This is a genomic window from Enterobacter sp. 302C9, assembly GCF_034106085.1.
Classification (GTDB): Bacteria; Pseudomonadota; Gammaproteobacteria; order Enterobacterales; family Enterobacteriaceae; genus Enterobacter; species Enterobacter asburiae_B.
Map to the genome: position 1 here is coordinate 100,343 of NZ_JAWNBW010000013.1, position 26,410 is coordinate 126,752.

A 26,410-nucleotide genomic window follows, 5' to 3' on the forward strand; every position below is an offset into this window, starting at 1 on the left:
TCTCCCTTTGGGAGAGGGCCGGGGTGAGGGAAAACAAACCGCACACACCTGAAGGAGCCACCATGCACACCCGTACCCTGCTTGTTGCTTCACTCTCAATGCTCGCCACCGCCGCTATCGCCCAGCCGCAGTACGCCTGGGTGGGCACCTACAACCCCAACGGCGAAGGGCTGTACCGCTTTACCGTTGACCCGCAAAGCGGCGCGCTGGCGAATAAAACGCTGGTGAGCAGGCTGCCGAACGCCGCGCAGCTGGCCGTCTCACGCGATGGCAAAACGCTCTATCTGGCAAGCGAAGTGGAGCAGGGCGTGGTGCAGGCGCTGCGGGTGGGGGATAACGGCGAGCTGAGCGAGCTGAATCAGGTGGCCTCCGGCGGCGCGGGGCCGGTTTACCTGTCGCTGACCCCGAACGGTCGTCATCTGCTGGTGGCGAACTATGTCAGCGGATCTATCGCAGTGCTGCCCGTTAAAGCAGACGGCAGCCTGGGTGAGGCGACGGACACACATCAGGATCAGGGCGAACCGGGCGCGGCGAAGCCGGAAGCGGCAGCGGAGGGCAGCTTTGCCATCAGCGATCATAACGGCCCCCACGCGCACATGATCGCCGCCGATCCGAGCGGGAAATACGTGTTTTCCACCGATCTTGGGCTGGATCGCCTCTACCAGTACCGTTTTGACGATCGAACAGGGAAGCTGACGCCGAACGATCCGCCGTTTATCAGCGCCTCCTCAAAAGGCGCCGGGCCGCGCCACTTTGTCTTTACGCCAAAAGGCGATGCCCTGTGGCTGATTAACGAAGAGGCGTCTACGCTCACCCATTATACCGTGAACGCCAACGGCACCCTGAAAGAGGGCAAAACGCTCTCAGCCCTGCCGGAAGGTTACAAAGGCACCAGCTTTGCTGCCGGGCTCGCATTAAGCGCCGACGGTAAACAGCTATATGTGGCTAACCGTTTGCATAACAGCATCGGGCACTTTACCGTAACAGCGGAGGGCACGCTGACGCATCAGGACGACGTGTGGACGCGCGGCGACTACCCGCGCACCCTGACGCTCGATAAGCAGGGACGCTGGCTGTACGTCATGAACCAGCGCAGCGACAACATCACCCGTTTCCGCGTGGCGCAGGACGGGAAATTAAGCTTCGAGCCGGACTATACCCCGGTCGGCAGCCCATCTCAGATGGTCATTTCACCTTAAGCTGTAAGAGGACAAACCCGTGCGATTTCCGAACCAACGTTTAGCGCAACTGTTCGATCTGTTGCAAAACGAGACGCTGCCGCAGGACGAGCTGGCGCAGCGGCTGTCGGTCTCCACGCGAACCGTCCGTGCCGATATCACCGCCCTGAACGCGCTGCTGGCAAGCCACGGCGCGCAGTTTATATTGAGCCGGGGCAACGGCTATCAGCTCAAAATTGATGATGCTCAGCGCTACCAGCAGCTGCAGGCATCCCACCCGCGCGCGCTGCGTATTCCCCGGACCGGGCCGGAGCGCGTGCACTATCTGGTGGTGCGTTTTCTGACCTCGGCATTTTCTCTTAAGCTCGAGGATCTGGCGGACGAGTGGTTCGTCAGCCGCGCCACGCTGCAGAGCGACATGGCCGAAGTCCGCGAGTGGTTTCACCGCTATAACCTGACGCTGGAAACGCGTCCGCGCCACGGCATGAAGCTGTTTGGCAGCGAGATGTCGACCCGCGCCTGCCTGACCGATCTGCTCTGGGAGCTGGCGCAGCAGGACAGCCTGAACCCGCTGGTGACCGACGTGGCGCTGAATGCAGGCGTGGCGGAGCAGATGGTGCCCGTGCTGCACGAGGCGCTGACGCGTCATCACATCCGTCTGACCGACGAGGGCGAGCTGTTCCTGCGCCTGTACTGCGCGGTGTCGGTGCGGCGCATCAGCGAGGGCTATCCGCTGCCGGAATTCCATGCCGAAGATGTGGAAGAGAACGTGCGCGAGGCGGCAAAAGATATCGCCGTCACTATCCAGCAGCTGGCGGGCAAAGCGCTTTCACCTTCGGAGGAGAGCTGGCTGTGCGTGCACATTGCGGCGCGGCAGATTCAGGAGATAGCCCCGAGCGCCATTAACGCGGATGACGACGAAGCGCTGGTCAACTACATCCTGCGCTACATCAACACCCACTATAACTACAACCTGCTCAGCGACGCGCAGCTGCACGCGGACCTGCTCACGCACATCAAAACCATGATCACCCGCGTGCGGTATCAAATCATGATCCCCAATCCGCTGCTGGATAACATCAAGCAGCACTACCCGATGGCGTGGGATATGACCCTCGCGGCGGTGTCGAGCTGGGGAAAATACACGCCGTATGTGATCAGCGAAAACGAGATTGGCTTCCTGGTGCTGCATATCGGCGTCGGGCTGGAGCGCCATTACAACATCGGCTACCAGCGCCAGCCGCGGGTGCTGCTGGTATGCGACGCCGGGAATGCCATGGTCCGCATGATCGAGGCGGTGCTCCAGCGCAAGTACCCGCAGATTGAGGTGGCCCGCACGCTCACCCTGCGCGAGTACGAGCTGGCGGATTCCATCGGCGAGGACTTTGTCATTTCCACCGCCCGCGTGAGCGAAAAATCTAAACCGGTGGTGATGATCGCCCCGTTCCCGACCGATTACCAGCTAGAGCAGATCGGCAAGCTGGTGCTGGTGGACCGCACCCGCCCGTGGATGCTGGATAAATACTTCGATGCGGCCCATTTCCGCATTATCGATAAGCCCGTTGACCAGCAAACGCTGTTCCGTGAACTGTGCGCGCAGCTTGAAGGCGAGGGGTTTGTCGGCGCGGAATTCCTGGATTCCGTCGTCGAGCGTGAAGCCATCGTCAGCACCATGCTCGGCGACGGCATCGCGCTGCCGCACTCCCTCGGCCTTTTAGCGCAGAAAACCGTGGTCTATACCGTGCTCGCCCCACACGGCGTTCAGTGGGGAGATGAAACCGCGCACGTCATTTTCCTGCTCGCCATCAGCAAAAGCGAATACGAAGAGGCGATGGCGATTTACGATATCTTCGTCACCTTCCTGCGTGAACGGGCGATGTCGCGGCTCTGTAGCTGCGGAGATTTTGCCGGGTTTAAGGCGGTGGCGATGGAGAGTTTGAGTCGGTTTTGAGAGGCGTTATCCAGAATTCGATGTAATGCGAATGTAATGCTAAACTGCATTACACATTCGATTTTGCTGGAGGCATAATGGCCACGCTGAACGTCCGTCTGGATGACAAACTCAAAAACGAGGCTTATGCCGTGCTGGAAAAACTCAATATCACCCCAACGGAAGCCGTGCGATTACTGTTTCAGTACGTCGCGGAGACGGGACGTATGCCGGTGAAAACGGTCACGATTAGCGACAGCGAAGATGCGCTGATACAGACGGTCCGGGAGCGACTGGCGAATCCGCAAAAGGGAATCAAGGTTAGTCTGGATGACTTATGAACTGGCATTTGACCCGAGGGCGTTAAAGGAGTGGAGCAAGCTGGGGCAGACTGTAAAAGACCAGTTTAAGAAGAAACTTGCGGACGTGCTGGTGAGCCCCAGGGTCGAATCGGCCCGCCTGCATGGTCTGCCGGATTGCTACAAAATAAAACTCAGATCGCAGGGTTATCGTTTGGTCTATCAGGTTCAGGACAACGTTGTAACGGTATTCGTTATCGCTATCGGTAAGCGAGAGAAATCAGCCGTTTATCATGATGCAAACAAACGGCTCTAATGCTCACCGCAGATGGTGCACAACCTGGTTGCTGCTGCCGCGCCAGATCAGGGCCGGGTCTTTTAAATCCTGCACGAACTTGCCGTCGACCAGGACGTTAATCAGATCCACTACTTCTCTTTGCTGCGCATTGAGTTCATCCAGCTTATATCCCGTCCAGACCCAAATATCTTTGCCTGCACATTCGCGGCGAATGCGCTTCACCAGCTTCAGGATCTCCGGCACGTTTTGCGGGTGCAGGGGGTCGCCGCCGGAGAGGGAAATCCCCTGACGTTTGATGCGCGTATCGTTAAGGTCGTTGACGATCCGGTCTTCCATTTCGGCGGTGAACGGCATGCCGGAATTTAAGCGCCAGGTGCTTTTGTTATAGCAGCCGGGGCATTCGTGGACGCAGCCTGAAACGAACAGGGTGCAGCGGGTGCCGGGGCCGTTGACGATGTCGACGGGGTAGTATTGATGATAATTCATAGCGTTAACCTGATGCCCTCACCCCGCCCCTCTCCCACAGGGAGAGGGAGAAAACCGGAGTCAGGCTTAGCAATGTGCTCGATCGGTTCCCTCTCCCTTGGGGGAGAGGGGTAGGGTGAGGGTGAGAACCCTGCGCAGAACTTACCCGATCTGCCCATTCCCCAAATGCTTCACGCGACGCTTCACCTCTTCCTGCTTGCCGGCGTTAAACGGACGCGCGTCCGGGCTGCCGAGATAGCCGCACACGCGACGGGTCACGGAGACGCGAGCCGCATCGTGGTTGCCGCATTTCGGGCAGGTAAAGCCTTTGCTCGTACACTCGAACTCACCGGTAAAGCCGCACTCGTAGCACTCGTCGATTGGCGTGTTGGTCCCGTAATACGGCACGTGCTGATAGCTATAATCCCACACGTCTTCCAGCGCCTTCAGGTTGTGCTGAATGTTCGGGTACTCGCCGTAGCAGATGAAGCCGCCGCTGGCGATCGGCGGATACGCCGCTTCGAAGTCGATCTTGTCGTACGGGTTCACCTTTTTCTCCACGTCGAGGTGGAAGCTGTTGGTGTAATACCCTTTGTCGGTCACGCCTTCCACAATCCCGAATTCGGCGGTGTCCAGACGGCAGAAGCGGTCGCACAGATTCTCGCTCGGCGTGCTGTAGAGGCTAAACCCGTAGCCGGTTTCCTCTTTCCACTGGTCTACCGCGTCGCGCAGGCGCTGAACAATCGCGATGCCTTTCTCACGCAGGGCCTCGCTGTCGTACATATGCGTATCGCCCGCCAGGGCGTTGATGGTCTCGTGAATACCGATATAGCCCAGCGAAATCGACGCGCGGCCGTTTTTGAAGATCTCCGACACGTCATCGTCCGCTTTCAGACGTACGCCGCAGGCCCCTTCCATATAAAGGATCGGCGCGACGCGGGCTTTGACCCCTTCAAGGCGCGCGATGCGGGTCATCAGCGCCTTACGCGCCAGCTGCAGGCGCTCGTCCAGCAGCGTCCAGAATTCCGCTTCATTGCCTTTCGCCTCCAGTGCGATGCGCGGCAGGTTCAGGCTGATGACGCCCAGGTTGTTGCGCCCGTCGTGGATCTGCTCGCCGTTTTCATCTTCGTACACGCCGAGGAAGCTGCGGCAGCCCATTGGCGTTTTAAACGAACCGGTCACTTTGACGACCTGATCGTAGTTCAGGATGTCCGGATACATGCGTTTGCTCGCGCACTCCAGCGCCAGCTGCTTGATGTCGTAGTTCGGATCGCCAAACTTGTGGTTCAGGCCGTCGCGGATGGCGAACACCAGTTTCGGGAACACGGCGGTTTTGCGGTTTTTGCCGAGCCCGGAGATGCGGTTACGCAGAATGGACTGCTGGATCAGACGCGATTCCCAGCTGGTGCCCAGACCAAAGCCGAAGGTCACAAACGGCGTCTGGCCGTTGGCGGTGTGCAGCGTGTTTACCTCATACTCCAGCGACTGGAAGGCGTCGTAGCACTCTTTCTCGGTGCGGGAGTGCGCGTAGCCGTCGGCGTCCGGGATCTGCCACTCTTCGGCCGTTTTACGATGCTTGTTGAAGCTTGCCGTCACGAACGGGGCCAGCACTTCATCAATGCGGTTAATCGTGGTGCCGCCATAAATATGGCTGGCGACCTGAGCGATAATCTGCGCGGTGACGGCGGTGGCCGTGGAGATTGATTTAGGCGGTTCAATCTCGGCGTTACCCATTTTAAAACCGTGGGTCAGCATGCCCTTCAGGTCGATCAGCATGCAGTTGAACATAGGGAAGAACGGCGAATAGTCGAGATCGTGGTAGTGAATTTCACCGCGCTCGTGCGCCGAGACCACGTCGCGCGGCAGCAGATGCTGACGGGCATAGTGTTTGGCAACGATACCGGCCAGCAGGTCGCGCTGAGTCGGGATCACTTTACTGTCTTTGTTGGCGTTTTCATTGAGCAGGGCGGAGTTGGTCTGCTCCACCAGGCCACGGATCTCCTGGTTCAGACGACCGCGCTTCTCACGCTGCACGTCACGATCGTGACGGTACTCAATGTAGGCGCGCGCCAGCTGCTTGTAGGGCCCCGCCATCAGCTGGTTCTCAACCGCGGTCTGGATCTCGTTGATATCGACCTGGCTGCGTTCGTTCATCTGGCTGCTAACGACTTCTGCGACGGTGGCGCAGTAATCTGCGTCATCGACTCCCGCTGCTTTAGCTGCACGCAGAATGGCTTCCTGGATGCGCTCTGATTTAAACGGCACTTTACAGCCATCACGTTTCATCACATGCGGTGTCATGATCACTCCATTTTTTGAAAACAGGTTATCCACAGAGGTGGAGAAGTCATAACCGGGCATATTCCCCGCCGGGCCAAAGACTTCCCGCGTTCCCAGCTCGTGTTATCCACAATTCCGGCCAGCGTAAGCGCCGTCTTGTTGTTGGAATAGTAGACGATAAATACAAGATGTTGGGTCGGCGTGCATTTTAAGTGCTACATATAGTGATTTGCATCAAACATGTTTGCGATTTATTTGATGCAGAACAAAGTAAAAAGACGAGAGTACAAACGACGGGCGCTTCAGCGATTGTAAAGGCGCGAGAGAAAAATCTGATTATTTACTCAACAAAAACAGTAAAGTAAGCCGGGTGCTGAGCCGCACCCGGTAGAGAGAATTACTGCTGCAACCACCAGACGGCTTCAAACGGACGCAGCGACGTCGTTTGCGGTGCCGGGTAGTTACTCATCACCACCTGCGACCTATCGCTGAGAGCGCCTGTCTGCCATTCCTGCGGCGTAGGACTCAGGTTCGCCGCCACCATCAGCGTCTGCCCCTGCCACTGACGACGGTAGCACCAAAGAGAAGGATGTTCCGGCAGAAGATCCTCATAATCTCCCCACGTCAGCACCGGCAGGGTTTTACGCAGGCCGATCAGCGACTGGTAGGTGTAGAACACCGAATCCGGGTCGTCGAGCGCGGCGCGGGCGTTCACCGTCTCGTAATTGTCGCAGACGCCAATCCACGGCTCGCCCTCGGTAAAGCCCGCATTGTGCGAAGCGTCCCACTGCATTGGGGTTCGCCCGTTATCGCGGGACTTACTCGCCAGAATCGCCAGTAATTCATCCGGTTCGCGGCCGTTGGCGCGCAGTTCGGCGAACATGTTCAGGCTTTCCACGTCGCGATAGTCGGTGATGCGGCTGAAGTGCGGGTTGGTCATCCCCAGCTCCTCGCCCTGGTAGATATACGGCGTGCCCTGCATGCCGTGCAGCACCATGCCGAGCATCTTCGCGGCCTGAACGCGGTATTCCCCTTCGTCACCAAAGCGCGACACGATGCGCGGCTGATCGTGGTTACACCAGAACAGCGCGTTCCACGCCCTGTTGTGCATCCCCTGCTGCCAGTGGCGGAAGAGGGTTTTCAGCGCCACGAAGTCCGGCTTCGCCTTCGTCCATTTTTCGCCGCCGGGGTAGTCCACCTTCAGGTGGTGGAAGTTAAAGGTCATCGACAGCTCGCGTCCGTCGAGCGAGGCGTACTGCTGGCAGTTCTCCAGCGAGGTCGAGGACATCTCGCCCACCGTCATCAGGTTGCGCGGGGTGAAGACGTCGCGGCTCATCTCCTGCAGATATTCGTGAACGCGCGGCCCGTCGGTGTAGAAGCGGCGGCCGTCTCCGGTGTTGTCGTCCGGGAAATCCTGATCTTTCGAAATCAGGTTAATCACGTCGAGACGCAAGCCGTCGACGCCGCGATCGGCCCAGAACTCGCACACCTTTTTCAGCTCGGCGCGCACTTCTGGGTTCTCCCAGTTGAGATCCGCCTGCTCCGGGGCGAACAGATGCAGGTAATACTGCTCGCTCTCGGCGTGCCAGCGCCAGGCGTTGCCACCAAACTTGGAGCGCCAGTTGTTGGGAAGCAGCTCCGGCGTGCCGTCGCGCCAGATGTAGAACTGGCGGTACGGGCTCTCTTTGTTCAGCGACTCGCGGAACCAGGCGTGCTGCGTGGAGGTGTGGTTAAACACCATATCCAGCACGATACGGATGCCGCGCTCGTGCGCCCGGGCAACCAGCTCGTCGAAATCATCCAGCGTGCCGTAAGCCGGGTCGATGGCGGTGTAATTCGCCACGTCGTAGCCATTATCCACCTGCGGGGAGATATAAAACGGCGTCAGCCAGATGGCGTCGATGCCGAGGGTTTTCAGGTAGTCCAGCCGCTGCGTCACGCCGCGCAGATCGCCGGTGCCGCTGCCGGTGGTATCCTGGAAACTCTTTGGGTAAATCTGATAGATGACGCCGTTCTGCCACCAGTGAGGAAGGGTATTCATAATGCGTTCCTGCAAATGCGAAGGGGCGCAACTGCGCCCCGAAAGAAGAAGTTAAACAATCTGCAGCGAGCCCTGACGGAACTTACGCTGGTAAACCGCGGTGGTGAGCGCCATAGGGACGATAATCGCGATGGCCATCGCCAGGGCAAACACCTGCCAGTAAGCCGGCTGGATGGAGAGAATGCCCGGCAGGCCGCCGACGCCAATCCCGTTCGCCATCACGCCGTTCAGACCACACACCAGGCCCGCCAGACCGGAACCGATCATCGCGCAGAGCATCGGGAAGCGGTATTTCAGGTTGATACCGTACATCGCCGGTTCAGTGACGCCGAGGTAAGCAGAGATGGCTGCCGGAACGGAGATCTCACGCTCGTTGTGCTTGCGGCTGACGATGATGATGCCGGTAACCGCCGACGCCTGTGCAATGTTAGACAGGGCGATAATCGGCCAGACCGGCGTGCCGCCGAGGCTCTGGATCATCTGCATATCAATGGCCAGCGTGGTCTGGTGCACGCCGGTGATCACCAGCGGGGCGTACAGGAAGCCAAACAGCGCGGCTCCAATCGGCGCGAAGCTGCCGGTCATCAGGTGACGCACTGCGAAGGCCACGCCGTCGCCGATCATGCGGCCAAACGGACCGATAAAGGCATGCGCCAGGAACACCGCCAGGATCAGCGAGCAGACCGGCACCACCACCAGATAGAGGTAATCGGGCACGATGCGTTTCAGGCGCGTTTCAATAAAGCCCAGCGCCAGACCCGCCAGCAGGGCCGGAATGACCTGCGCCTGATAGCCCACTTTGGAGATAGTAAACAGGCCGAAGTTCCACACCTCAGGCACCTGCTGACCAAGTAAGTAAGCGTTCATTAACTGTGGAGAGACCAGCGTGACGCCCAGCACGATACCGAGAATCGGCGTGCCGCCCATCTTGCGCACCGCGGACCAGCAAATCCCGACCGGCAGATAGAAGAAGATCGCCTCGCCAATCAGCCACAGGAAATCGTAAACGGTTTTCAGCGCCGGATACATCTGCGCCAGGGTTTTGCCGTCGCTCATCGGCACATCGCCGATGACGTTACGGAAGCCTAAGATTAAGCCCCCGCTGATCAGCGCGGGCAGCAGCGGGAAGAAAATTTCCGCGAAGTGGGAAATCAGCTGCTCGTGCCACTTCATATTCTGGCGCGCGGCCTTCTTCGCCTGCTCTTTATCGGCAGAAGAGTGCCCGGTTGTCGCCAGCAGAGCCTGATAGTAATCGCCCACTTCGGTACCAATAACGACCTGGAACTGCCCGGCGTTGGTGAAGCAGCCTTTGACCATGGAAAGTTCTTCAATGGCCTTCGGGTTGGCTTTGGCCGGATCGTTCAGCACGAAGCGCAGGCGGGTAATGCAATGGCTGACGGTAGCGATGTTTTCGCGTCCGCCGACCAGGACGATCAGCCAATCGATATCTGCTTGTTTGACTTTACTCATCATGAAACCTCATGACAGATGGTGAGGGGGTGTAATGACCTGAGCGCAAGCCTACTCCTTCAGCGTGACGGCGAAAATGGGAACGTTCCCGAAATCAGGCGAAGATCACAATAATCTGTTTTAGAGGGGTTACGAAAGGTGAGCGGGAATGACGATCTGACGAGGCTCTGAACGCCCGTTTATCTGCTCGATAAGCTGTGCTGCGGCCTGTCTGCCGGACTCGGCGTAGCCCGGATCGACGGTGATGATCTCCGGGTGCAGGAACTTCATCAGCGGCGTGCTGCCGACGCTCGCCACCTGCAGATTATCGATGCGCTGCTCCTGCAGATATTTGCTGGCACCCAGCGCCAGGGTATCCGTGGCGCACACCAGCGCCGTGGTCTGCGGCGTAAGAACGCTGGCGACCTGCTCGTAGCCCTGCTTCATGCCCAGCCCCGGCAGGGAGGCCACGGCGGAGAGGTTGTACTTTTTGCAAAAGGCCAGATACGCCTCATGGCGACGCTTGCCGGTGGTGACGTCCGCGTGCGGGACGCCGAGGAAGCTGATGTGGCGATGACCTTCGTCAAACAGGCGCTGCATCAGGGTGATAATCGCGCCCTCATCGTCGTAGCAGACGGAGGCAAAGCCGTGTGCATCGCGCGCCAGCAGCACCAGCGAAGGCTGCCAGGGTTTCAGCATCTCGTCCTTAATGCCGGTAAAACCGAACAGCACCACGCCATCAATGTTGCGCCGCTGGAGCATCCCCAGATGCTCTTCAACCAGCTGCACAGAGAACTGGCTCTCCATCATGATCGGATCATACCCCTGCTCATAGAAGGCGGGCAGCATGGTCTGCACGGCGAGATTTTCAGAAAGAGAGTCCAGACGCGAAACAATGATGGCGACGACTTTGTCACTCTGCCCGCGCATGGCGCGCGCAGAGCGGGAAGGGGAAAAACCGTGCTGATTCATAACCGCCTCAACGCGCTCGCGGGTGCGTTCGCTGACGCCGCTTTCGTTGTTCAGCACGCGTGAGACGGTCGATTTCCCCACGCCGCTTAAACGTGCGATGTCTTTAATCGTTAGGCGGTTCTGCATGCTGTATTCCCTGTAACAACGACGATGTAGTGAATTGAGCCTAATGCTATAGCGCGATTTCGCTATGGGCAAAGTCTGGTTTACGTTCGGTTTATTTGCAGGGGGGTATAATACCGCCCGAATCGTCATAAAGGGTATGCCTAAATCCCTGTACTGCGCGGCGACACCCTGTTTTTTTACTTACCGGAGGCTTCATGGATCCCGATCCCACACCTCTCCTGAACGGGAGAATGCGTTCTTTCCGGTAAGCCAGCTTTTGCTGTCTCACCGGCGTGAGGCAGCAACGTCTTAAACGTTCCTGCTTGAAAAATTGAGTGCCTCTCAGGTACGGCTTTGCCACGCCTGAAGGAATTGCTGCGTCCGCCCAGGCGGATGCGGAGGAATGACTATGTTTAAAAATATCACCCGGCAGCTGCAGGCCCTGCTGAGCCGCCACCTGCCACACCGTCTTGTTCAGCGCGACCCGCTGCCAAACGCCAAAAACATGGCGGGGGCGGCGATCCCCGCGTCCCTGACCGAACGCTGCCTGAACGTGGCGGCGATGGATGAAAACGAAGTCTGGCGCGCGTTCGGCGGACACCCGGAAGGGCTAAACGCGGCCGAAGTGGAAAAAATCCGCGCCGTGCACGGCGATAACCAGATCCCGGCGCAGAAGCCGTCTCCGTGGTGGGTGCACCTGTGGCTCTGCTACCGCAACCCGTTCAACCTGCTGCTGACCGTGCTCGGCCTCATCTCCTACGCGACGGAAGATCTGTTTGCCGCAGGGGTGATTGCCCTGATGGTGGGTATCTCCACGCTGCTGAACTTTATTCAGGAAGCCCGCTCCACCAAAGCGGCGGATGCCCTGAAGGCGATGGTCAGCAACACCGCGACCGTCTCGCGCGTGATTAACGATCTCGGCGAAAACGCCTGGGTGGAGCTGCCGATCGACCAGCTGGTGCCGGGCGATCTGGTGAAGCTGGCCGCGGGGGACATGATCCCGGCGGATTTACGCATCATCCAGGCGCGCGATCTGTTCGTCGCCCAGGCCTCCCTGACCGGGGAATCCCTGCCCGTAGAAAAGGTAGCGCGCAGCCGCGACCCGCAGCAGATGAATCCGCTTGAATGCGATACCCTGTGCTTTATGGGCACCACGGTGGTCAGCGGTACGGCGCAGGCGATTGTCACCGCCACCGGGGGCAACACCTGGTTTGGTCAGCTTGCCGGGCGCGTCAGCGAGCAGGAGAGCGAGCCAAACGCCTTTCAGAAAGGGATTGGTCGCGTCAGCATGCTGCTGATCCGCTTTATGATGGTGATGACGCCGATCGTGCTGCTGATCAACGGCTACACCAAAGGCGACTGGTGGGAAGCGGCCCTGTTCGCGCTCTCCGTGGCCGTTGGCCTGACGCCGGAAATGCTGCCGATGATCGTCACCTCCACGCTGGCGCGCGGGGCGGTGAAGCTCTCTAAACAGAAAGTGATCGTCAAACACCTCGACGCCATTCAAAACTTTGGCGCGATGGACATCCTCTGCACCGATAAAACCGGCACCCTGACGCAGGACAAAATCGTGCTGGAGAACCACACCGATATCTCCGGCAAAACCAGCGAGCGCGTCCTGCACAGCGCGTGGCTGAACAGCCATTATCAGACCGGGCTGAAAAACCTGCTCGACGTCGCGGTGCTGGAAGGGGTGGACGAGGAGTCCGCCCGCACGCTCTCCGGCCGCTGGCAGAAGGTGGATGAGATCCCGTTCGACTTCGAGCGCCGCCGCATGTCGGTGGTGGTGAGCGAGCAGACGGACGTGCATCAGCTGATCTGCAAAGGGGCGCTGCAGGAGATCCTCAACGTGTCGACGCAGGTTCGCTATAACGGCGACATCGTGCCGCTGGACGACACCATGCTGCGCCGCATCAAGCGCGTCACCGACAACCTGAACCGTCAGGGGCTGCGCGTGGTGGCGGTCGCGAGCAAGTTCCTGCCCGCGCGCGAGGGTGACTATCAGCGTATCGACGAATCCGATCTGATCCTCGAGGGCTACATCGCCTTCCTCGATCCGCCGAAAGAGACCACCGCGCCGGCGCTGAAAGCGCTGAAGGCGAGCGGTATTACCGTCAAAATTCTCACCGGCGACAGCGAGCTGGTGGCGGCTAAAGTGTGCCATGAAGTGGGGCTGGACGCGGGCGACGTGGTGGTGGGGAGCGATATTGAACATCTCTCTGATGATGATCTGGCGAAGCTTGCCCGGCGTACCACGCTGTTTGCCCGGCTGACGCCGATGCACAAAGAGCGCATCGTCACCCTGCTTAAGCGCGAAGGGCACGTGGTGGGCTTTATGGGCGACGGCATCAACGACGCGCCCGCGCTGCGTGCGGCGGACATCGGTATCTCCGTCGATGGTGCGGTGGATATCGCCCGCGAGGCGGCGGATATTATTCTGCTGGAAAAGAGCCTGATGGTGCTGGAGGAGGGCGTGATCGAAGGGCGCCGCACCTTCGCCAATATGCTCAAGTACATCAAAATGACCGCCAGCTCCAACTTCGGTAACGTCTTCAGCGTGCTGGTGGCGAGCGCGTTTCTGCCGTTCCTGCCGATGCTGCCGCTGCACCTGCTGATCCAGAACCTGATGTACGACGTGTCTCAGGTAGCGATCCCGTTTGATAACGTCGACGACGAGCAGATCCAGAAGCCGCAGCACTGGAACCCGGCGGATCTGGGGCGCTTTATGCTGTTCTTTGGGCCTATCAGCTCCATCTTCGACATCCTGACCTTCTGCCTGATGTGGTTTGTGTTCCACGCCAACACCCCGGAACACCAGACGCTGTTCCAGTCCGGCTGGTTCGTGGTAGGTCTGCTGTCGCAGACGCTGATTGTGCACATGATCCGTACCCGCCGCATTCCGTTTATCCAGAGCCGCGCCGCGTGGCCGCTGATTGTGATGACGGGGATTGTGATGGCGCTCGGCATCGCGCTGCCGTTCTCGCCACTGGCAGGCTACCTGCAGCTTCAGGCGCTGCCGCTGAGCTACTTCCCGTGGCTGGTGGCGATCCTCGCGGGCTATATGGTGCTGACGCAGATGGTGAAAGGATTCTATGCGCGTCGGTATGGATGGCAGTAATTTTTTACCCTCACCCTAACCCTCTCCCTGAAAGGGAGAGGGGACCGCTCGGTGTCGCCTTTCACCCTCGCTCCTTTGGGGAGAGGGGGCTGGCTTTCCTCCCAAATTCAACAACCTGTGATCTCCGTCGGCGCATTCGCTTGACGACAAATTGAGCGCATGTTAACAGAATGTTTTGCCTTTATTTGGCCCGTCAGATAAGGAACATTCATGTTACGGTACAGCCTCTTAACCGCCGGGCTGATGCTCGGCGCCTCTGCGTTTGCCGCCCCGGCAGGCGATCTCCCCCTGATGCCCTGGCCTGCGAAGGTCGAACGCCCTACGACCCAGGGCGCGCTGGTGCTCAGCAACAACGTATCCATTAGCGTCAGCGGGGACGATCTCGGTGACGCCGTCAACCGCCTGCGCCAGCGCATTGCCCTGCAAACCGGCTGGACGCTGCAGCCCCAGGCCGACAAGCCTGAAAAGCCGACCATCCGCATCGCGATTGCCAAAAAGGTAAAACCGCAGCCGCTGCCGGACAGCGATGAAAGCTATAAGCTCACGGTGGATGCTAACGGCGTCGATATCTCCGCCAACACCCGCTTCGGCGCGCTGCGCGCCATGGAAACGCTGCTCCAGCTGATGCAGAACGGGGCGGAAAACACCTCGCTGCCGTGGGTCACCATTGAAGATTCGCCGCGCTTCCCGTGGCGCGGGCTGCTGCTCGACTCGGCGCGTCATTTTATTCCGCTGCCGGATATCAAGCGCCAGATCGACGGCATGGCCGCGGCGAAGCTCAATGTCCTGCACTGGCACCTGACCGACGACCAGGGCTGGCGCTTCAGCTCGAAGCGCTACCCTAAGCTGACGCAGCTTGCCAGCGACGGGCTGTACTACACGCCTGAACAGATGCGTGAAGTGGTGCGTTACGCCGCCGAACGCGGTATCCGCGTGGTGCCGGAGATCGACATGCCGGGCCACGCCTCGGCGATTGCCGTAGCCTATCCGGAGCTGATGAGCGCCCCGGGGCCGTACGCCATGGAGCGCCACTGGGGCGTGCTGAAGCCGGTGTTAGATCCCACCAAAGAGGCAACCTACGCCTTTGCCGACGCGATGGTCAGCGAACTGGCGGCGATTTTCCCCGATCCGTATCTGCATATCGGCGGCGATGAGGTGGACGACAGCCAGTGGAAAGCGAATGCCGCGATCCAGAACTTCATGCGCGACAACAGGCTGGCGGACAGCCACGCGCTGCAGGCGTATTTCAACCGCAGGCTGGAAACGATCCTTGAGAAGCACCACCGGCAGATGGTCGGCTGGGATGAGATCTATCATCCCGACCTGCCGAAAAGCATTCTAATCCAGTCCTGGCAGGGGCAGGACGCGCTGGGGCAGGTGGCGCAAAACGGCTACAAGGGCATTCTCTCCACCGGTTTCTATCTCGACCAACCCCAGTCCACCGCCTATCACTACCGCAACGAAATTGTCCCGCAGGGGCTGAACGGCGTGGATGTGATTGCCGACACCGACAGCGTCCAGAGCTGGGCCTTCTCCATGCCGCGCCTGAAGGGCAAGCCGGTGGAGGGAAGTTTTACGCTGGTGAAAGGGGACGCAGGCTGGCGCGGATTTATTGATTTTGCCGGGAAATCCCGCCGCGCGGTGCAGGATATTGAATGGCGTGACGACAGCCAGGTGACGTTCACCGTCGACACCTGGATGGGCGAGACGCGCCCGGTGGTCTCCGTCGATAACGACAAACTCACCGGCTATTTCCTGGTGGGGAATACGCGTTACCCAATCAGCGGCACGCGTCTGGACGCGGTGCCGAAAGGCATTCCGCCGGTCGTGCCGGACGTGGCGAATCAGGCCAACCTGCTCGGCGGGGAAGCCGCGCTGTGGGCGGAAAACGTGGTGGCGCCGGTGCTGGATATCCGCCTGTGGCCGCGCACCTTCGCGGTGGCGGAGCGGCTGTGGTCGGCGCAGGACGTCAACGACGTCGACAACATGTACACCCGCCTGCAGGCGATGGACAGCTGGTCGACGGTGTCGGTCGGGCTGCAGCAGCATACCCAGCAGCAGGTGCAGTTCACGCGCCTTGCCGGTAATGCTGACACGCTGCCGCTGCAGATCCTCGCTCAGGCGGTAGAGCCCGCTCAGTATTACACCCGCCAGCACCTGAAGTTCCAGGCGGGAAATTATCATCAGTTCGAACCGCTCAACCGCTTCGCCGATGCGCTGAACGCCGAAAGCGCCACCGTGCGCCAGATGAACAAATGGGCGGACCGCCTGGTGAGCGATGCGGAAGACGCGGAAAGCGCCGACGCGCTGCGCCACGTCTTTAACCGCTGGCAGAGCAACACCAGCGACGCGCTGGCGCTAAGCGAAAACAGCTATCAGCTGAAGGCGATGAAGCCGGTGATCCAGGAGGTGGATAAGCTGGCCTCCATTGGCCTGAGGCTGACGGATCTGGTGGCGCGGCAGGGCACGCTGGATGATAAAGAGATAGCCTCGATTCAGAGCGAGCTGGATAACGCGGCGAAGGTTCAGGACGAGGTGGTGATTGCGGCGGTCTATCCGCTGGAGACGCTGCTCAGGGCGACGCGGAATCAGTAGCAAGCAACAAAAAAGGCAGCCTGGGCTGCCTTTTTTTATCGCCAAAGCGAATTAGCGACGTACTGCAATCGCTTCGATTTCAATTTTCACGTCTTTTGGCAGACGGGCCACTTCCACGCAGGAGCGCGCCGGGAAGGTGGCGTTGTGCTCGGTGAAGAACGCTTCGTAAGTGGCGTTAACGGTCGCGAAATCGTTCAGATCCTTCACGAAAACGGTGGTTTTCACGATATCGCCCACTTTCAGACCGGCAGATTCAACGATAGCCTGCACGTTTTCCAGCGACTGACGGGCCTGTGCCGCGACGTCTTCCGGCACCGCGCCGGTTTTTGGGTTCACCGGGATCTGACCGGAAGTGATGATCATGCTACCCAGATCAACGCCCTGAACGTAAGGGCCGATAGCCGCTGGTGCATTTTCCGTCGCGAGTACTTTGCTCATGTTTTCTCCAGAATTACAGCGTTAAGAATGTTCCCGGCCATTATAACAGCCGGGATTTCATTACCAACCTCAATTAGTTGGCCAGCACCACATAATGAGAAAACTCTTTTTCGCAGTATTTGCATTTGAGCGCGATGTCATCGGCGCGTTTTTTCACTGCAAAGCTGGAAGAAACCGGCTCAGCATGACTGATGCAGTTGCTGTTCGGGCAGACCAGCACGCTTTCGATGCGATCCGGCAGGCTCGGACGGGATTTGCCGACCACTTCATACTCGTCGATGCGGTTGACGGTGGCGTCCGGCGCGTACAGCGACAGCTGGTTGACCTGCTCGTCGGTCAGGAAGGTGTTCTCGATTTTGATCAGGTCCTTGCGGCCCATCTCGCCCGACGGCAGGTTCAGGCCGATGGTGATGCGCTGGTCGGTTTCGGTCAGTTTGAACAGCGTCAGCAGCTTAAAGCCCACCTGCGCAGGGATGTGGTCAATCACGGTGCCGCGCTTGATGGCTTCAACCTGGAGTTTGTTATCGTGTGTCATGGTCGTTTCCCCTTACAGTGCCAATTCGCGATTCAGAACCAGTGCCAGTAACGCCTGGCGGGCGAAGATGCCGTTTCCGGCCTGCTGGAAGTACCAGGCGTGCGGCGTCTTATCCACGTCTGTGGTGATCTCATCGATGCGCGGCAGTGGATGCAGTACCTTCATGTTGTCGCGCGCGCCCTCGAGGTCGCTGGCGCGCAGCACGAACTGTGCCTTCACGTTGGCGTATTCGGACGGATCCAGACGCTCTTTCTGCACGCGGGTCATGTAGAGAATATCCACGTGGCTCATCACCTCTTCGATGCTGGCGTGCAGGCTCCACTGAATGCCTTTCTCATCCAGCATGTCGAGAATGTACTGCGGCATCGCCAGCGCGTCCGGGGCGATGAAGAAGAAGCGGTTGCCGTTAAATTTCGCCAGCGCCTGGGTCAGGGAGTGGACGGTGCGGCCATATTTCAGGTCGCCGACCATGGCGATATTCAGGTTCTCGAGCTTGCCCTGCGTCTCCTGAATGGTAAACAGATCCAGCAGGGTCTGCGTCGGATGCTGGTTGGCACCGTCACCGGCGTTCAGCACCGGGATGCCGCCGGAAAATTCGGTCGCCAGGCGCGCCGCGCCCTCCTGCGGATGACGCATCACAATCGCGTCGACGTAGGTGCTGATCACTGAAATGGTGTCCGCCAGGGTTTCGCCTTTTTTACCCAGCGACGTGTTGCTGCTGTCCGAGAAGCCCACCACGCTCGCGCCCAGGCGGTGCATGGAGGTTTCAAAGGAGAGGCGGGTGCGGGTCGAGGCTTCGAAGAAGCAGCTCGCAATCACCTTGTGCTTCAGCAGCTCCGGTTGCGGATTGGCCTTCAGTTTTGCCGCGGTTTCCAGAACCAGTTCCAGCTCTTCGCGGCTGAGGTCGTTTATGGAAATGATGTGTTTTTGATAAAGCGGATTCATGTTTATCTCCTGACGCCGGGCAAAAAAAAGCCCCTCAAATGAGGGGCTCTGGGAATAGGTTTAGCAACGGGAAGAAAAACGGCAGGCCAGCGTCTGATTTCAGACGCGGTAAGACGTTATGTCGTACACGCTTGACCATGCTTCCTCCCGGCAAATTGTCGGGCATTATACGCAGCTCGCTTTTCGGATCAAGCGATTTAATGCACGCTTTACTCAATGCAAACGGTTCTTTATGAATATTAATGCGTTCTGAGTAAATAATTAATTTGCTTATGCACCAGCGCGGTGCGCTTCACGACCCGGGGAGCGACCCAGACGATACTGCTGCCGGCCACCACGCCTAAAATTTCCGGCAGCTGGTGATAATCCAGAATACGCGCCACCGCGCGGCCATATCCGGCGACGGTATGAACAAGGATAAACTCGCTATTGTGCTCGACGCTGACCACCATTTCGGACACGGTACGCGCGGCGTCGGGGGCAGGGCGCAGCTGGGGATTCAGCGAATAAATCTTTAGCCCTTTGGCATTTCGAATTTTTATGACGCCGAGCAATTTAAGCAGACGTGAAACGGTGGACTGGCTGATGGTCTCAAAACCACGCTCCTGCAAATCCCGGCGGATCTCCTCCTGAGAGAGATAGCTCTTTTCTGCGATCAGGCGCTGGCAGACCGTCAGCTGTAGTTGCTCTTTGGGAGAGTACTCTTCGTAATCCATCATAGTTCCCATATCAGTTCCTGAAATAACCGGTGGCACCGCACCGATCCGTAGGCCGGATAAGCGCAGCGCCATCCGGCAAATCACAACAAGGCACCCAGACTTAACGCCACCATAATCACCACCGTTAAAATGCCCAGCAGCGGCGCCACCCATTTCAGATAGCGCACGTAGGGCACGCGGGCGATGGCCAGCCCGCCCATCACGACGGCAGAAGTGGGCGTGACGAGGTTAACGATGCCGGAGGCCGACTGGTAAGCCGTCACCACCAGGTCGCGGTTGACGTTAGCGAAATCGGCAAGCGGCGCCATGATCGGCATCGTCAGAACGGCCAGGCCGGATGAAGAAGGCACAAGAAACGACAGCACGACCTCCAGCCAGTACATCACGTTGATAAACGCTACCGTGGACAACCCGCTGACCAGCCCTTCCGCGCTGTGCAAAATGGTGTGGGTAATCATGCCCTTATCCATGATGACTACGATACCGCGCGCGATGCCGATAATCAGCGCGACGCCCAGCAAATCTCGCGCGCCGTTGATAAACGTCGACGTCAGCTCCTCTTCGCTCATGCGGGCAATCAGGCCGACGATAATCGCGCTGGCGAGAAATACCGCTGAGATCTCCGCCATCCACCAGCCCAGCACCGCCACGCCGTAGATCATCACCGCAAAGGCGAGGGCGAAAATCACCAGGATGATTTTGCGCACCGGGGTGAATTCCAGCGACTGTTCGCCCTTGTCGCCGAGGAAGTGGGCGCGGTTCTCTTCCTGTTTGTCTGCGACGATCGACAGCGACGGATCCAAACGCACCTTACGGGCGTAACGCATCACCCACGCCACGCAGATGACCCAGCCGATGACCAGCAGCGCCACGCGCAGGGCGATGCCGTTAGTGAAGGGGATCCCGGCGGCGTTGGCGGCGATCACCGTGGCAAACGGGTTAATGGTAGAGCCGAGCGTGCCGATCCCCGCCCCGAGCAGCACGGTGGACGCGGCGACAACCGGATCGAACCGGGCGGCCAGCATCACCGGTACCAGCAGGGTGTAGAACGGCAGCGACTCTTCGGCCATGCCGTAAATCGTGCCGCCTGCGGCAAACAGCGCCATCAGGATCGGGATCATCCACTCCTCGCGCCCGCGAAGCCGGGTGGTGACGCGTTCGATCCCGGCGTCAATCGCCCCGGTTTTGGTGACGATCCCGAGAAAACCGCCGATGATCAGGATAAACAGCGCGACGTCGATCGCCCCGGCCTGGCCGGAGACCGGATCGTACAGCCCGGCGATGGGCGCCATCAGGACGGAAACCAGCCCCTGCGGATGTGCCGCCACGTGCGCGTACGTTCCGGCAATCGGGACTTCTTTACCGAGGGTTTCGTTCATCGCCATCTGGTACTGACCGGCGGGGACGACCCAGCTCAGCGCCGCCACAACGGCAATCAGGAAAAAGAGAATGGTGTAAGCGGAGGGAAACTTAAACTTGCCCATGATGTTCTCCTTAAACCCGGCGCACCCCGCGGCGCGCCGGGCGGTGATTAGTCGCCGAGTGTCGCCACCATCACCGCTTTAATGGTGTGCATGCGGTTCTCTGCTTCGTCGAAGACGATGGAGTTCGGTGATTCGAAGACCTCTTCCGTCACCTCCAGCCCCTTCAGGCCGTAGGCCATCTCGATCTCGCGGCCCACTTTGGTGTGTTCGTTGTGGAACGCCGGCAGGCAGTGCATAAACTTGACGTTCGGGTTGCCGGTGGCCTTCATCACGTCCGCGTTGATTTGATACGGCTTCATCAGGCTGACGCGCTCGGCCCAGGCTTCCTTCGGCTCGCCCATGGAGACCCACACGTCGGTGTAGAGGAAATCGGTCCCCCGCACGCCTTCTTCTACGTCGTCGGTGAGGGTGATGCGCGCGCCCGTCTCTTTCGCGATGGCGCGGCACTGCTCAACCAGCCCGGCTTCCGGCCAGAAGGATTTCGGCGCGACGAGGCGGATATCCATCCCCATCTTGGCCGCGCCGACCATCAGCGAGTTGCCCATGTTGTTGCGCGCGTCGCCCAGGTAGGCAAAGCTCAGCTCCGGCAGGGTTTTGCCCGGCGCGTGCTCCAGCATGGTCATCAGGTCGGCGAGGATCTGCGTTGGGTGGAACTCGTCGGTCAGGCCGTTCCACACCGGCACGCCCGCGTACTCGCCCAGCTCTTCGACGATGGCCTGGCCGTAGCCGCGGTATTCGATGCCGTCATACATGCGGCCCAGCACGCGGGCGGTGTCTTTCATCGACTCTTTATGGCCGATCTGCGAGCCGCTTGGGCCGAGGTAGGTCACCTGCGCGCCCTGGTCGAACGCGCCCACTTCGAATGCGCAGCGGGTGCGGGTGGAGGTTTTTTCAAAAATCAGGGCGATGTTTTTCCCGACCAGGGTTTGCTTTTCACGTCTGGCTTTTTTGGCCGCTTTCAGCTCGATGGCGAGGTCGATCAGGTACTGGATCTCCGCCGGGGTGTAGTCCAGCAGTTTCAGGAAGTTGCGGTTTTTCAGGTTGATGGTCATGGGTAAATCCTTTTTAAAATTTAGCTGTCTGATGCCCTCACCCCAGCCCTCTCCCGCGGGGAGAGGGTGTAATCGTCCCCTCTCCCTTAGGGAGAGGGTTAGGGTGAGGGGAAAACGACTCAGTTACGAATCAACGTGCCTTTCTCGCCCGCCAGGATCTCCGCGCCGTCGGCCAGCGCGCCGATCCCGGCAATGCCGTTGCAGGCTTCTACAAACTCGCGGCAGGCGGCCACTTTCGGCCCCATCGATCCGGCGTCGAACTGCATGCCTCTGAGCAGCTCCGGCGTCACCTGCGCCAGCGGGCGCTGGGTCGGCTTGCCCCAGTCGAGGTACACCGCGTCGGCATCGGTCAGGATCAGCAGGGCGTCGGCCTCGATCTGGCGCGCCAGCAGGGCGGCGGAGAGGTCTTTGTCGATCACCGCCTCAATGCCGCGATAGCCGTTGGCGTTCTCCACTACCGGCACGCCGCCGCCGCCATTGCAGATCACCAGGTGATCGCGCTGGATCAGCGCCGTGATGGCGTCGCTCTCGACGATGCGCTTCGGCTGCGGTGACGGCACCACGCGGCGGACGTAGCTGCCGTCGGCCTTGAACACCCAGCCTTTTTCCGCGGCCAGCATTTTTGCCTGGGCTTCGCTGTACACCGGGCCGATGTATTTTGTCGGGTTGCTGAAGGCCGGGTCGGCGGCGTCCACTTCCACCTGCGTGAGCAGGACGCTCACCTCGCGCTGCGGCAGATTGTTTTTCAGCGCCTGCTGGAGCATGTAGCCGATCATTCCCTGGCTTTCGGCGCCGAGAACGTCCAGCGGGTAGGGCGTGACTTTGTCGTAGGCGCTGTTCTGCAGCGCCAGCAGCCCGACCTGCGGTCCGTTGCCGTGCACCAGCACCACGCGCCACTGTTCTGTTAATCCGGCGATGGTGCGGGCGGCCTGCTCGATGTTCTGGCGCTGGATTTCGGCTTCCAGCGGCTCGCCGCGCTTGAGCAGCGCGTTGCCGCCCAGGGCCACAACCAGAGTGGGTTTTCGTTCCATGATGGCTCCTTTAAATTCCGTCGCGTTCCAGCGGGCAGCTCATGCAGCGCGCGCCGCCGCGGCCGCGTCCGAGTTCGTCTCCCGGGATAGGCAGCACGGTGATGCCCGCTTTGTCGTACTTCTCGTTGGTCCAGACGTTGCGCTCGTAGCCGATCACCACGCCCGGGCGGATGGTCAGCACGTTGTTGGCGTCGTTCCACTGCTCGCGTTCGGCTTCGAAGGCGTCGCCGCCGGTGGTGATCAGGCGCACCTGGTTAATGCCGAGCGCTTTCTCGATGGCGTGCAGCAGGTCAGTTTCCTGAGTGCGCAGCAGGCCGCCGCGTCCGTCCGGGGTGAGCGTCCAGCACTGGGCGTCCTTGCGCACCACTTCCGGGTAGACGGAGAAGGTGTCGACGTCGATGTGGGTCATGACGGTGTCGAGGTGCATGCAGGAGCGGTGTTTTGGCAGCTCAACGGCGATCACGCGCTCGGCCTGACGGTGTTTGAACAGGCTGTTGGCGAGGAACTCCACGCCCTGCGGCGTCGTGCGCTCGGACATGCCGATCAATACCGCCCCGCGGCCAATCACCAGTACGTCGCCGCCTTCTAGCGTGGCGTGGTCGTAATTAATATTCTCGTCGCCGAAATACTTAATAAAATCGCCGTCGGCAAACGCCGGGTGCCAGCGATATATTGCCCGCAGGTTATTGGTTTCACGCTGACGGGCCGGTTTCGCCATTGGGTTAATAGAGACGCCGTTATAGATCCAGCACGAGGTGTCGCGGGTAAATAAATGGTTCGGCAGCGGCTTCATAATAAAATCATTCGCCGTGTGGGTATCCACCACCATATTTTTAATGGCCGCCGGAATTTCGCCGTAGGTTAATCCGCCGCTTAATCTGCGCGCCAGTTCGCGGTGCGGCATATCCGCCAGCCAGCCGCGGACGTCGCCGGCAAAGGTCGGGCCGAGGCGATAGTCAGAGATTTGGGTATCCAACAGCCAGGCTTTCGCTTCTGCAATATCAAGGGTTTGTGTCAGAAGGTCGGTCAACAGCAGGACTTCCACACCCTGCTCGCGCAGCGTGTTGGCGAAGATGTCATGCTCCTCACCCGCCCGCTCAACCGAGAGCACGTCATCGAAAAGCAGCTCCTGACAGTTTGATGGCGTTAAACGTTTCAGACTTAAATTAGGACGATGCAGCATAACGCTACGCAATTGACCAATTTCAGAACCGACGTAATGCTTTTCCATAATTATTCCTTTAACTGTTTTTCAGAATAAAAAGGGCATGCGCCATGTGATGTGTTTAATTTCATGGCGGCTAAGCTCAATTGATTTCGTGATTCATACTAGGCAGTTAAATAATCCGTATTGTGATATTGCTCACGCGAAACCGGATATTAAGGAGTTTGTTTTCATTTGCATGATTCGCATCAGATAATGATTGATTTCATATTATTGAGGGGTGAATAGCTAAGCAGGATCCGCTGGCATTATTTGAGGTTGTTATTATTTTGTAGATTTTAATTCTTTGAAATATATCTTTATGTGACTGATTTTAAATGAAAAATATCATGAGCAAGAATGGCTATGCAATTAACGTAATTAACTATTTTCGACTTAAGGAAAATCAATAAATAATTATGGTTTTTTAGAGCAAATTATCAAAACAGTAAAGTGTGAGGCGGCAACGGGTTTTGTTAATTAGAGAGCATGATCAAGAGGTTAGAAGAGTCGTCCGATAAGCGTTGATCGAGGTTATGCATAACCCCTGCATAATTGCCTGGACAGGATTAACAGTGAATTAACACCTTTCCCGATAAACATGCGCTCGCGCAAACCTCTTCGAAAAAGGGCTGGTATGGCAGTCTTAACTCTCGTATAAAAGATAAAAATGAAACGTTGTTTTACGTAGAGGGATTTCACATGATTATCGGCAACATCCACCATCTGCAGCCCTGGCTGCCTGACGCGCTGCGCCAGGCCATTGAGCACGTTAAAGCCCACGTCACTGACGCCACGCCGCTCGGCAAGCACGACATCAACGGCAGCAGCCTGTTTTATCTGGTCTCGGAAGATATGACCCAGCCGTTCGCCGAGCGCCGCGCCGAGTACCACGCGCGCTATCTGGACATCCAGATAATTATGAAGGGCCAGGAAGGGATGACCTTCAGCACCCTGCCGCACGGTACGCCGGACACCGACTGGCTGGCGGAGAAAGACATCGCGTTCCTGCCGGAAGGCGAGCAGGAGAAAACCTTGGTGCTGAGCGAAGGGGATTTTGTGGTGTTCTGGCCGGGTGAAGTGCACAAGCCGCTGTGCGCGGTGGGCGCGCCTGCGAAGGTGCGCAAGGTTGTGGTGAAAATGCTGATTAGCTAATCGGGTTTGCTCCCTCTCTCTGTGGGAGAGGGCCGTATCGGTGCTTGATTTGCCCGGTGGCGCTGCGCTTACCGGGCCTACGATTATTGATATCGTTGCACAAAGTAGGCCGGGTAAGCGCAGCGCCACCCGGCAAGAAAGGCGCACTGAACCACTAGAGTGATAAGAACTTTGTTTGGCTCATTTAGAGATAGCCAGATTTCTTGAAAAATCCGCATTAGAAACTGACTGTACCTTCCATAAGTTGTTTTCTTTAACCATGCAGTCTATGACTACGTGCTCCTGCTTTTTGCCAAATGCAATGTATACGTTGACACAAACTGGATCGGTATCCCCGGCTATGGCTGTTACATTCTGGGGCCAGTCATCGCCAACGTATTGCGCTTTTAAAAACATATCGGCTTCGTAAAACTCTTCGTCGGCATAACGCGGATCCTGCGTATGACGGAGTTTTTTCATTGTTGATGCTGTGACATATTTATCTATTTCGTTTCCATCAGTAATGGGAAATGCATCTTTGTTGATTTGATTAACGTACCAGCTGTTAAATTTTACAGCACGCTCAATCGGGTCAGAGTGGCCAGCCATTACAGAGAAAGAAAATATGAAGAGAAGCAGTAAGATATTTTTCATATCAGTAGTGCCTGTAAAGGGTGATTTTTGGCTGTATCTTACGATATGTCTGGCCGGGATAAAGGCTGTTCTGTTTAAAATCTGAATACCAGGTACCCGATCCGTCGTAGATACATGCATGCCCATTCTGATGCGCACCTGGTAATGCGTCAATTACTGCGACATCACCCTCAATGGGTGTGCCGTACACCTTGCTGAATCCTGCCTTCTCAAGAGAGCGCCAGAAGTTTTTTGCATCAGCACCATCAATTTTCAAACCTCCGGCACGAATAGCTGCAGCGACGGCGCGAGCGCAGTAACCCGTACTGTTATGATGCGCGTGGCTGCGGGCATATGACACAGCTTCATGCTTATTCCATGACATAAAATAATCCTTATTTTATTAACGAAACGTAGTAATAAGGAAACATTACACCGGATATTTACAATGGTTTGTAATTGATAATGATCTAATATTAACCATCATCAATCTAATAAATAATGG

Annotated in this window: 23 protein-coding genes and 1 pseudogene; 8 read left to right on the forward strand and 16 right to left on the reverse strand. The window is 58.3% G+C overall.

Annotation, left to right across the window (positions count from 1 at the left end; all coding sequences use genetic code 11):
- Positions 1-62 precede the first annotated feature (62 nt).
- The 4 genes from UR289_RS19345 (at position 63) to UR289_RS19360 (ending at position 3,723) form a co-directional block, all read left to right on the forward strand.
- The gene (locus UR289_RS19345) at positions 63-1,199 is read left to right on the forward strand and encodes a lactonase family protein (RefSeq protein ID WP_094935147.1); all 1,137 of its coding nucleotides are present in this window, start codon (positions 63-65) and stop codon (positions 1,197-1,199) included.
- Between the two features lie 19 nt (positions 1,200-1,218).
- The gene (locus UR289_RS19350) at positions 1,219-3,129 is read left to right on the forward strand and encodes a BglG family transcription antiterminator (RefSeq protein ID WP_320711333.1); all 1,911 of its coding nucleotides are present in this window, start codon (positions 1,219-1,221) and stop codon (positions 3,127-3,129) included.
- A 77-nt stretch (positions 3,130-3,206) separates the two neighbouring features.
- On the forward strand, positions 3,207-3,449 hold the full coding sequence (locus UR289_RS19355) for a type II toxin-antitoxin system RelB/DinJ family antitoxin (protein ID WP_008501400.1): 243 nt from the start codon (positions 3,207-3,209) through the stop codon (positions 3,447-3,449).
- Entirely contained in the window at positions 3,439-3,723 is a 285-nt protein-coding gene (locus tag UR289_RS19360; protein WP_033144499.1) for a type II toxin-antitoxin system RelE family toxin, read from the forward strand. Before UR289_RS19355 ends, UR289_RS19360 begins: the two co-directional genes overlap by 11 nt.
- A gap of 3 nt (positions 3,724-3,726) precedes the next feature.
- On the opposite strand, the gene nrdG is transcribed toward UR289_RS19360, so the two are convergent.
- From nrdG to treR, 5 genes are all read right to left on the reverse strand, one after another.
- Positions 3,727-4,191: an anaerobic ribonucleoside-triphosphate reductase-activating protein gene (gene nrdG / locus UR289_RS19365; RefSeq protein ID WP_033144500.1), complete on the reverse strand. Its 465-nt coding sequence runs from the start codon at positions 4,189-4,191 to the stop codon at positions 3,727-3,729.
- 141 nt (positions 4,192-4,332) lie between these two features.
- Complete coding sequence (nrdD, locus tag UR289_RS19370; RefSeq protein WP_023310191.1) at positions 4,333-6,471, reverse strand: anaerobic ribonucleoside-triphosphate reductase; 2,139 nt, start codon at positions 6,469-6,471, stop codon at positions 4,333-4,335.
- Positions 6,472-6,847: 376 nt separating this feature from the next.
- Positions 6,848-8,491 carry an alpha,alpha-phosphotrehalase gene (gene treC / locus UR289_RS19375; protein WP_320711335.1) on the reverse strand — a complete coding sequence of 548 codons (1,644 nt, stop codon included), beginning with the start codon at positions 8,489-8,491 and terminating at the stop codon, positions 6,848-6,850.
- A 51-nt stretch (positions 8,492-8,542) separates the two neighbouring features.
- On the reverse strand, positions 8,543-9,961 hold the full coding sequence (treB, locus tag UR289_RS19380) for a PTS trehalose transporter subunit IIBC (protein WP_320711348.1): 1,419 nt from the start codon (positions 9,959-9,961) through the stop codon (positions 8,543-8,545).
- A gap of 129 nt (positions 9,962-10,090) precedes the next feature.
- A complete protein-coding gene (gene treR, locus UR289_RS19385) occupies positions 10,091-11,038 on the reverse strand; it encodes a trehalose operon repressor TreR (RefSeq protein WP_320711337.1) in 948 nt (315 codons plus the stop codon).
- Between the two features lie 388 nt (positions 11,039-11,426).
- On the opposite strand from treR, the gene mgtA reads away from it, so the two are divergent.
- Positions 11,427-14,135, forward strand: a complete 2,709-nt coding sequence (gene mgtA / locus UR289_RS19390) for a magnesium-translocating P-type ATPase (protein ID WP_320711339.1) — start codon at positions 11,427-11,429, stop codon at positions 14,133-14,135.
- 210 nt (positions 14,136-14,345) lie between these two features.
- Positions 14,346-16,730: a beta-N-acetylhexosaminidase gene (locus UR289_RS19395; protein ID WP_320711341.1), complete on the forward strand. Its 2,385-nt coding sequence runs from the start codon at positions 14,346-14,348 to the stop codon at positions 16,728-16,730.
- 51 nt (positions 16,731-16,781) lie between these two features.
- On the opposite strand, the gene ridA is transcribed toward UR289_RS19395, so the two are convergent.
- The 4 genes from ridA to UR289_RS19415 form a co-directional block, all read right to left on the reverse strand.
- Positions 16,782-17,168: a 2-iminobutanoate/2-iminopropanoate deaminase gene (gene ridA / locus UR289_RS19400; protein ID WP_008501391.1), complete on the reverse strand. Its 387-nt coding sequence runs from the start codon at positions 17,166-17,168 to the stop codon at positions 16,782-16,784.
- 73 nt (positions 17,169-17,241) lie between these two features.
- Positions 17,242-17,703 carry an aspartate carbamoyltransferase regulatory subunit gene (gene pyrI / locus UR289_RS19405; RefSeq protein WP_023310197.1) on the reverse strand — a complete coding sequence of 154 codons (462 nt, stop codon included), beginning with the start codon at positions 17,701-17,703 and terminating at the stop codon, positions 17,242-17,244.
- 12 nt (positions 17,704-17,715) lie between these two features.
- Entirely contained in the window at positions 17,716-18,648 is a 933-nt protein-coding gene (gene pyrB, locus UR289_RS19410) for an aspartate carbamoyltransferase (protein WP_023310198.1), read from the reverse strand.
- A gap of 34 nt (positions 18,649-18,682) precedes the next feature.
- Positions 18,683-18,787, reverse strand: coding sequence for a pyrBI operon leader peptide (locus tag UR289_RS19415; RefSeq protein ID WP_022646880.1), 105 nt, complete (start codon positions 18,785-18,787; stop codon positions 18,683-18,685).
- Between UR289_RS19415 and UR289_RS19420 the strand changes: the two are divergent.
- Positions 18,767-18,884 (forward strand): annotated as a pseudogene (locus tag UR289_RS19420) (hypothetical protein). The gene UR289_RS19415 and the pseudogene UR289_RS19420 overlap by 21 nt on opposite strands.
- Positions 18,885-18,887: 3 nt before the next feature.
- Here UR289_RS19420 and UR289_RS19425 read toward each other — a convergent pair.
- From UR289_RS19425 to arcA, 5 genes are all read right to left on the reverse strand, one after another.
- Positions 18,888-19,367, reverse strand: a complete 480-nt coding sequence (locus tag UR289_RS19425) for an arginine repressor (protein ID WP_029739272.1) — start codon at positions 19,365-19,367, stop codon at positions 18,888-18,890.
- An 80-nt stretch (positions 19,368-19,447) separates the two neighbouring features.
- On the reverse strand, positions 19,448-20,851 hold the full coding sequence (locus tag UR289_RS19430; protein ID WP_047059521.1) for a YfcC family protein: 1,404 nt from the start codon (positions 20,849-20,851) through the stop codon (positions 19,448-19,450).
- Between the two features lie 47 nt (positions 20,852-20,898).
- Entirely contained in the window at positions 20,899-21,903 is a 1,005-nt protein-coding gene (gene argF / locus UR289_RS19435; protein ID WP_320711343.1) for an ornithine carbamoyltransferase, read from the reverse strand.
- Between the two features lie 119 nt (positions 21,904-22,022).
- Positions 22,023-22,934: a carbamate kinase gene (gene arcC, locus UR289_RS19440; RefSeq protein WP_023334319.1), complete on the reverse strand. Its 912-nt coding sequence runs from the start codon at positions 22,932-22,934 to the stop codon at positions 22,023-22,025.
- Positions 22,935-22,944: 10 nt separating this feature from the next.
- On the reverse strand, positions 22,945-24,165 hold the full coding sequence (gene arcA, locus UR289_RS19445; protein WP_029739276.1) for an arginine deiminase: 1,221 nt from the start codon (positions 24,163-24,165) through the stop codon (positions 22,945-22,947).
- A 675-nt stretch (positions 24,166-24,840) separates the two neighbouring features.
- On the opposite strand from arcA, the gene UR289_RS19450 reads away from it, so the two are divergent.
- Complete coding sequence (locus tag UR289_RS19450; protein ID WP_320711345.1) at positions 24,841-25,293, forward strand: YhcH/YjgK/YiaL family protein; 453 nt, start codon at positions 24,841-24,843, stop codon at positions 25,291-25,293.
- A gap of 180 nt (positions 25,294-25,473) precedes the next feature.
- On the opposite strand, the gene UR289_RS19455 is transcribed toward UR289_RS19450, so the two are convergent.
- The gene (locus tag UR289_RS19455) at positions 25,474-25,926 is read right to left on the reverse strand and encodes a DUF3828 domain-containing protein (RefSeq protein WP_069303573.1); all 453 of its coding nucleotides are present in this window, start codon (positions 25,924-25,926) and stop codon (positions 25,474-25,476) included.
- A gap of 1 nt (position 25,927) precedes the next feature.
- Complete coding sequence (locus UR289_RS19460) at positions 25,928-26,290, reverse strand: hypothetical protein (RefSeq protein ID WP_033144509.1); 363 nt, start codon at positions 26,288-26,290, stop codon at positions 25,928-25,930.
- Between the last annotated feature and the right edge of the window lie 120 nt (positions 26,291-26,410).